Annotated in this window: 7 protein-coding genes; all 7 read left to right on the top strand. The window is 65.6% G+C overall.

Annotated features, from left to right (window positions below):
* Positions 1–73: 73 nt before the first annotated feature.
* The 7 genes from EA346_RS09900 to EA346_RS09870 all read left to right on the top strand — a co-directional run bounded on the left by EA346_RS09900 (position 74) and on the right by EA346_RS09870 (position 7,510).
* Entirely contained in the window at positions 74–925 is an 852-nt protein-coding gene (locus EA346_RS09900; protein ID WP_296758119.1) for a substrate-binding domain-containing protein, read from the top strand.
* Between the two features lie 164 nt (positions 926–1,089).
* Positions 1,090–2,325, top strand: a complete 1,236-nt coding sequence (locus EA346_RS09895; protein ID WP_296758117.1) for a molybdopterin-binding protein — start codon at positions 1,090–1,092, stop codon at positions 2,323–2,325.
* 27 nt (positions 2,326–2,352) lie between these two features.
* Positions 2,353–4,332: a molybdopterin biosynthesis protein gene (locus EA346_RS09890; protein WP_296758116.1), complete on the top strand. Its 1,980-nt coding sequence runs from the start codon at positions 2,353–2,355 to the stop codon at positions 4,330–4,332.
* 20 nt (positions 4,333–4,352) lie between these two features.
* Complete coding sequence (locus tag EA346_RS09885) at positions 4,353–4,808, top strand: rhodanese-like domain-containing protein (protein WP_296758113.1); 456 nt, start codon at positions 4,353–4,355, stop codon at positions 4,806–4,808.
* Between the two features lie 231 nt (positions 4,809–5,039).
* On the top strand, positions 5,040–5,432 hold the full coding sequence (gene crcB, locus EA346_RS09880; protein ID WP_296758112.1) for a fluoride efflux transporter CrcB: 393 nt from the start codon (positions 5,040–5,042) through the stop codon (positions 5,430–5,432).
* 5 nt (positions 5,433–5,437) lie between these two features.
* Positions 5,438–5,947 (top strand): CrcB family protein, encoded by a 510-nt coding sequence (locus EA346_RS09875; RefSeq protein WP_296758110.1) that lies wholly within the window; start codon positions 5,438–5,440, stop codon positions 5,945–5,947.
* A gap of 249 nt (positions 5,948–6,196) precedes the next feature.
* On the top strand, positions 6,197–7,510 hold the full coding sequence (locus EA346_RS09870; protein WP_296758107.1) for a thioredoxin family protein: 1,314 nt from the start codon (positions 6,197–6,199) through the stop codon (positions 7,508–7,510).
* Positions 7,511–7,600: the final 90 nt, after the last annotated feature.

Here is a 7,600-nt window from a genome sequence, read left to right as displayed (position 1 = left end):
TCCCGGCACCCCGGCACGTCGGGTTACGCTACGCTAACCCGACCTACAGAACTGGGCTGTGACTGTTACGGTAATGGAGGCCGCGATGTCGCAATGCATATTCCTGGCGAAATCCGCGCTGCTGTCGGCCATGGTGCTCACTGCGGCTGGCCCGCTCGCAGCGGGCACGCCCTTCATCATCCTCGCCTCCACAACCTCGACTGAGCAGTCGGGTCTATTCCAGCACATCGTTCCGCAGTTCACCGCGCGCACGGGCATCGAAGTGCGTGTCGTCGCGGTGGGCACCGGGCAGGCCTTTGCCATCGGCCGCCGCGGCGATGCCGACGCGCTGCTGGTGCACCATCGCGCGGGAGAAGAACAGTTCGTCGCCGGAGGCTACGGCTCCGAACGGCGCGACGTGATGTACAACGATTTCGTGCTCATCGGTCCACGAGCGGACCCGGCCGGGGTAAGGCAGACCGACTCGATCCGGAAAGCGCTGGTCCGCATTGCCGAATCGAACTCGGCCTTCGCTTCCCGGGGCGATGACAGCGGCACGCACCGAAAGGAACTGGAACTGTGGAGCACAGCCCGCATCAAGCCGTCGGGCCGCTGGTACCGGCAGCTGGGAAGCGGCATGGGACCCACACTCAACACCGCCGCGGCGATGGACGCCTATGTGCTTGCCGATCGCGGCACCTGGCTCAGTTTTCGCAATCGGCAGGACCTTGTCATCGTGTTCGAAGGGGACGAGGCGCTGTTGAACGCCTACGGAAGCATTCCGGTCAATCCCGAACGGTTTGGCTGGGTGAAGGCGGATCTGGCTCGGCAGTGGCACGATTGGCTCGTCGCGCCGGATGGCCAGGCGGCCATCGCCGAGTACCGAATCGACGGGGAACCGCTATTCTTCCCCGTAAGCACGATCGCCGGGGGCCGCTTGGAATGATGGCCCCAGTAGGGCATGCACCTATGGAGTGCGGGAGCTTGCTCCCGCTTTGAGTCGGGATCGGGATCTCCCCGGAGGGCAAGGCGGGAGCAAGCTCCCGCACTCCATGGATCCCTTTTCCGGCTGAAGGGCCGTGTCGAGCGCAGATCGCAAAAGGAGTTTCGGTGACCGAACAGACCAACCCGCCCGTTGCCAGGCGTACACCCCTGAAGGATGCCATCACGGTCATCGACGGGCTCCCCTGCTCGCTGCCTGGACAGGAAACCGTGGCGCTGGAGGCCTGTGCCGGCCGCATTTCCGCGATGGCGATTCAACCCGCCCATCCCTTCGCCCAAGAGCGGCGTGCGCTTGCGGACGGCTATGCCCTGGCCGGGCTCGAGACGGTTGGCGCGAGCCCCTACAACCCGCTGAGCTTCCGGCTGCTCGGGTCCGCCGCTCCCGGGACACCCTTTCCGGGTTCACTGGCGCCCAACACCGCCGTTCGCATCGCGATGGGTGCCATGCTCCCTCCGGGAGCCGACGCCGTTCTCACGCCGGATGCGGCACAACAACGCGGGGACCGCATCGATGTCTTCGATGCTACCGGCCCCGGTGCCTGGACCGACGCCGGCACCGCCAGCCGACCGGGTTCCGATGCACCGCTGTTTCCCGCACCACGGCGCCTCCGAGCCTTTGACCTCGCCCTGCTGGCCGCGCAGGGGTTGCAGGAACTGACCGTCCGGCGCCAGCCGCGGGTACGCATCCTGGTCATGTCGATGCAACCAAGCGTTATCGATGCAAAGCCTTCATCGGCAATGGACCCCATCGATGCCACCGGCCCGATGCTCCGCGCACTGGTCACACGCGACGGGGGTTTGGTTGAAGAATGTATCGGCCTGGACGGCGATGCCGCGGGATTACGGGACCAGCTTGGGCAACCGGGAGCCGACCTGATCCTCACGGTCGGCGGCACGGGCATGGGCTTCAACGACTGCACGGTGTCGGTCGCGAAGGATCTGGGACGTCTCCTGTTCCACGGCGTGAACCTCCGGCCGGGAGAGTCCGTGGCGGCGGCAGCCCTGCCCTTCGCACCGGCGATCCTGCTCCCCGGGCATCCAGTCGCGGCTGCAGGCGCCTATGAGTGCCTGGCGGCGCGCCTCGTTCGTCTTCTTGCCGGTCGGGCACCGGATTGGCCGGACCCGCCGCGGCGCGTAAGGTTGGCGCGCAAGATCTCGTCCGCACTGGGGGTCACCGACTGGTGCCGGGTTCGTTTCCTGGATACGGAGACCGTCGAACCGCTACCCTTGTCGGGGCCTCCTTCCCTGCCGCAACTCGCGCAGGCCGATGGCTTTTTTCTGATTCCTCCCGAATCCGAGGGGCATGCCCCGGATTCGATGGTCGACATTCAAGCTTATTCCTGATCGCACCCATCAACCGATTGGCCATAGATGACCCAACCAGAATCCCAGGCGCTTTCTGAGCGCATTCGCGAGGCCTCGGAACAGAGGCAGTTCCTCACCGTGATGTCCGCGGACGAGGCCCGTGCGCGCTTCGAGTCGGCCTTGTCGCTGAAGCCCGTGGGCGCAGAACGGGTCCAGCTGGCCGACAGCCTGGGCCGCATCCTCTCGGAAGACGTGGTCTCGGCGATCGACGTACCGGGATTCGACCGGGCGAGCATGGACGGATTCGCGTTGCGCTCGGAGGACACCATCGGGGCCACCGAGGAAAACCCCGCGCGGCTGAAACTCAACCAGGAACTGTTGCCACCCGGCGTCCCGCCCCGGGTCACGGTCAACCCCGGCACCGCGACCGCCATCGCCACAGGTGGCATGCTGCCCCGCGGCGCGGACGCCGTGATGATGGTGGAGCAGACGGAACTCGAGGCGGCCGCCGACGGCGACTATGTTCTCGTGCAACAGATGGCAGCACCAGGGCAATCCTGGGCAACCGCGGGATCGGACATTGCGCGGGGCGAACTGGCGTTGCGCAAGGGAACGCCGATCACCTCGCGGGAAATCGGCATCCTGGCAGCCCTGGGCATGGATCAGGTCCCGGTCTACCGACGCCCACGGGTGGCGATCATCTCCACTGGCGATGAACTGATCGCACCCGGTGAGGCCGCGCGCACGGGCAGCGTCTTCGACTCCAACGGGGCGATTCTGGTGGCGGCCATCCGCGAACTCGGGGCCGAGGCCGAACATCTTGGCATCGTCGGCGACGAGGCGGCGACCATGCAGGCGCTGATTGCGCAGGCCCTCGATTACGACGCGGTGCTGCTCTCGGGTGGCACCTCCAAGGGTGCGGGAGATCTCTCCTACCGGGTGGTGGAACGGCTCGTCGGGGCCGATGGCATTCTGGCGCACGGCATCGCCCTGAAGCCGGGCAAGCCGCTTTGTCTGGCGGCCCACTCGGGGCGACCAGTCGTGATCCTCCCCGGCTTCCCCACCTCCGCGATCTTCACCTTCCACGAATTCGTCGCGCCCGTGCTGCGCACACTCGCCGGCCATTCTCGCCGGATCACCCGCAAGGGCATCCGCGCAACGCTGGCCGTATCGCTGCGCTCGGAACTGGGACGTACCGAGTTTGTGATGGTCGGGTTGCTGCGCACGGACCAGGGTTTCGTAGCTTACCCCAGCGGCAGCGGTTCCGGGTCGGTAACGTCCTTCAGCCAGGCCGACGGCTTCGTGCCCATCGAGGCCGACGCCGAAGGACTTGCCGCCGGCACCGAGGTCGAGGTCCAGATCATCGGCCAGGGGCTGGAGCCGGCGGATATCGTCTTCATCGGCTCCCACTGCACCGGCGTCGACTACCTGCTGGGCCGACTGCAGGAGGAAGGGTTCGCGGTCAAGGCCCTGTATGTCGGCAGCATGGGGGGATTGGCCGCTGCGCGCCGAGGCGAGTGCGACGTGGCCGGAATGCACCTGATGGATCCCGAGACCCGGATCTACAACCGTCATTTGTTGGACGACGAACTCCTCTGCTTCCCCGGCTACCGGCGCATGCAGGGCATCGTCTATCGCAGGGATGACCCCCGGTTTGCAGCGGTTTCCACCGAGGCCCCGCTGCAGGCCGCATTGGGCGATCCCGACTGCCTGATGATCAATCGGAATCCGGGCAGCGGCACCCGCGTGCTGATCGACGAACTGCTCGGCGACAAGCGCCCTGCCGGCTATGGCGTGCAACCACGATCGCATAACGCGGTCGCCGCTGCCGTCGCCGGGGGCCGCGCCGACTGGGGGGTCGCGATCGCGAGTGTTGCTGCGGAATACGATCTGGGTTTCCTGCCGCTCCAGGAGGAACACTACGACTTCGTCGTGCCGCGCTCGCGGGAACAACGCCCGGTCGTACAACGGTTGCTGGCACTCCTGCGGGATCCAGGGGTACGCTCCCACCTTGAGACGCTGGCCCTGATGACGAACGACACCTGAAACCGAATGGACTTCCGCCCATGAACCGAAAACTGCTTCTTCTCCTCGTCCCGTTGGTGCTGATCCCCGTCGGCTGGTTCGCGATCACCCTTCTGCCCGAGGCCCCCTACAAGTCCCTGGACAACGAGGGACTGGAGCAGATGGTCCGTGACGGCGCCACCGTCATTGACATCCGCCGCCCCGAGGAATGGCGGCAAACGGGCGTGGTCGAGGGGAGCTACCTGATCACGGCATTCGACGAACGCGGACGCATGATGCCCGACTTCGCGGCCCGCTTCGGCCAGCTGACCGACCCGAACGAACCGGTCGTGCTGATCTGCCGGACCGGCAACCGCACCAGCACGCTGTCGCGCCTTCTTACCGAGCAGGCCGACTATCAGGAGGTCTACAACGTGTCCCGTGGGATCGTCTCCTGGATCGCCGCCGGCAAGGAAGTCAAGCCCTGCTCCGGTCCGGGCCCAGACCTGCGCTGCTGATTGACCCGCGAAATCCGACCCTCGTCAGGGGTGCCGCAGTTCTGTAGGTCGGGTTAGCGCAGCGTAACCCGACGTGCCGGGGACGACTCTGCTTTGCGGCCATGGTTGGTTGCCAGACCCGTCGGGTTACGCCCTTTGGGCTAACCCGACCTACAGTTTGCGGTTTTTCCTCGTCAGGGATGACGCAGGGCCGCGAAAGTTAGCGTGTGTAGCGGTTGCCGGAGAAAGGCTATGCAAAACCTGGCTTGGGTGATGCTCGGGTGCGCCCTGGGAGGCATGGCGCGCTTGTGGGTATCGAACATCGTCGGACACCGTCTTGGCGAGGCGTTCCCCTGGGGAACCTTGGTAGTGAATGTCACCGGCGCATTCGTCATCGGCATCATCGCCGCCGTCGCGGCCTCCGGCGAAGGCTGGTTCGGTGAACCGACGACCTGGCTGTTTGCCGGAATCGGATTTCTCGGCAGCTACACCACCGTTTCCGCGTTCAGCCTGCAGACCCTGTTCCTGATGCAGAGCGGCCAGCGATGGCAGGCCGCCGGCAACGTCGCCCTTTCCCTGGGTTTGTGCCTGCCGGCGGCCGCGCTGGGCCTCCTGGCCGGCACAGGCCTCACGGCCATGGGCTGATCATCATGGCATCGTCACGAAAGCCGCCGCCTTCCGCGCAGGGTGAGCCGCGCCCATCTCCGGCAACGGGCCAATACGCAGTCCCGGCACCCCCCCGGACGGCCCTCGGCACGGTCACCTTACTCTACCTGGCGGTGGGACTCGGCAGCATGATCGGGGGCTCTGCCCGTTGGCTCGTCTCGGATCTGATGCTGGTCGGGTTGGGTTCCGGCTTCCCCTGGGGAACCCTACTCGTCAACGTGTCGGGTTCATTCCTCATTGGATTCTACGCTGCGTTCGCCGGGCCTGGTGGCCGCATCCTGGCCGGCCCGGTGCAAAGGCATTTCATCATGACCGGAGTCTTCGGCGGCTACACGACCTTTTCCATCTTCAGTCTGGAAACGATCCAGCTCGCGGAGGCCGGGCAGTTCGCGGCAGCGGGATTCAATCTGACCCTGTCGCTCATCACGTGGGTGGTGGCCGTCTGGGCCGGTTTCATATTGGGAAGACGAAGCACCACTCTGGTCCGTCGCTGAACCCGTGTGAAATCGTCAAGGCCTCGACGTGCCCTGAAGGCTCAATGCCGCGAAAAATACCGCAGACCGGGGAATCCGACCTCGCCGGACCCCCGATGACCCGTCCGTTCCACAAACATTTCGGGCACTCATGCCGCCGGGAATTGACCCAGGTCACAAGGGCCGGACGCCCCGCGGTCTACCGTAGAAACACGTACACTCATCGCGGTGTGCATGTTCATGGTTGCGTCCCACCGTCGGGAGATCCCCTTGCATCGCCGTCATCGCTCGTTCCTCGCCCTGCTGTTCCTCGGCATCCTGTCGCTCCTGTCCGCCACGGCGCCGGCCGCGACCTCAGGGGATGGGGCCGAGGGTGTTCGGATGTTCGTCTTCTGGGGGATCGGCTGCCCGCACTGCGACAACCAGAAGCCCTTCCTGCAGGAACTCGAGGAGCGCTACCCCGACCTGAACATCCAGCAATACGAGGTCCTGCGGGAAAGGACGCACCACGAACTGTTCATCGCCCTTTCCCTGGCACACGGCATCGAACCGGGCTCGGTACCCACGACATTCCTCGGCGGCAAGGCCTGGGTCGGCGATTCCCCGCAGATTCGGCGTGAGATCGAATCGACCGTCCGCCAGGAGATTGCTGCTTTCCAACAGCAGGAGTCTCCGGAAGCGCTGGCGCCGCCCGGGCTCGGTCCAGCCGATGTCCAGGCCGTCGACCCGCCCGAGGGCTTCAATGTCCCGCTACTCGGACGGGTGGACCTGGGGGTGCAGCCCCTGATGGTTACCACCCTGCTGATCGCTTTCATCGATGGCTTGAATCCCTGCTCGCTGTGGGTGCTGACGCTGCTGCTCGGGCTGGTCATTCACTCCGGATCGCGCGGTCGGATCGCGCTGGTGGGCATCACCTTCCTCACCACGACCGCGCTGATCTACGGCGCCTTCATCGCCGGGGTCTTTGGCGTCTTGAGCTACGTGCTCTATCTCACCTGGGTCCAGTGGCTGGTGGCGCTGTTCGCGCTGACCTTCGGGCTGGTCAACATCAAGGACTACTTCTGGTTCAAGACCGGGCCGTCTTTCACCATCGCGGACAGCCAGAAACCGGGCATCTACAAGGGCATGCGCGGATTGATGGACCGGCGCCTCACAGGCCTGGGGCTGGTGTTCGCCACGGTGGTGATGGCCGCCGGGATCGCCCTGGTCGAACTGCCCTGCACCGCCGGTTTCCCCGTGGTCTGGAGCGGAATCGTCGCGGAGCGGAACGTGACGGGAATGGCCTTTCTCCTGTTGCTCGCGGTCTACCTGTTGGTCTACCTGCTGATCGAACTGGTCGTGTTCACGGCGGCGCTGTTTACCCTGCGGATGAAGCGCTTTGAAGAGGGGCACGGGAGGGTGCTGAAACTCGTGGGCGGCACGGTGATGGTGGCGCTGGCTCTCGTACTGGTGCTGAACCCCGAACTGATGAACGACATCACGGGGACGCTGGTCGTGTTCATGGGCTCGATCCTGCTCGCCACTGCCGTGATTCTCATCCATCGCCGCGCCACGGCGGGCCAGTCCGGCGGCGAAGCCCGTTGACGCAAACGTCACGGTCCAGTTGTGTAGGTCGGGTCAGCGTGAAAGTCACGGCCATGCCCGCGCCCCCCCTGTGGGAGCGGGCCTCGCCCG

This window comes from Thioalkalivibrio sp., from assembly GCF_007692535.1.
GTDB lineage: Bacteria > Pseudomonadota > Gammaproteobacteria > Ectothiorhodospirales > Ectothiorhodospiraceae > Thioalkalivibrio.
This window is presented reverse-complemented; position numbering and strand designations above follow the sequence as displayed.